The organism is Hansschlegelia plantiphila (assembly GCF_027922265.1).
GTDB classification, from domain to species: domain Bacteria; phylum Pseudomonadota; class Alphaproteobacteria; order Rhizobiales; family Methylopilaceae; genus Methylopila; species Methylopila plantiphila.
Genome location: NZ_BSFI01000011.1, coordinates 1 through 523, shown reverse-complemented (window position 1 = coordinate 523; position 523 = coordinate 1). Strand labels below are relative to the sequence as shown.

General features: G+C 69.2%; 1 protein-coding gene. It reads left to right on the top strand.

Annotation, left to right across the window (positions count from 1 at the left end):
- On the top strand, positions 1–523 hold a 523-nt coding region (gene kdsA / locus PKE75_RS13130; RefSeq protein WP_271169199.1), incomplete at both ends, for a 3-deoxy-8-phosphooctulonate synthase.

Genomic DNA, 523 nt, shown 5'->3' with positions numbered 1-523 from the left:
TCGGTCTGGTCTTCAAGACGTCGTTCGACAAGGCCAACCGCACCAGCGCGAACGCCGAGCGTGGCATCGGGCTGCAGGAGGCGCTGCCGATCTTCGCCGAGATTCGAGAAAGCCTGGCTCTCCCTGTGCTGACCGACGTCCACGACGCCGCGCAGTGCGCCCCGACGGCCGAGGCGGTCGACGTGCTGCAGATTCCGGCCTTCCTCTGCCGCCAGACTGACCTGCTGCTGGCGGCCGCAGCGACCGGCCGCGTCGTGAACGTCAAGAAGGGCCAGTTCCTCGCGCCCTGGGACATGAAGAACGTCGTCGCCAAGCTGACCGGCGCCGGAAACCCGCGCGTGCTGCTCACCGAGCGCGGCGTCTCGTTCGGCTACAACACGCTGGTCTCCGACATGCGCGCGCTGCCCGAGATGGCGAAGACCGGCGCGCCGGTGATCTTCGACGCCACTCATTCCGTCCAGCAGCCGGGCGGGCAGGGGACGTCGTCCGGCGGTCAGCGCGAATTCGTGCCGGTGCTGGCGCG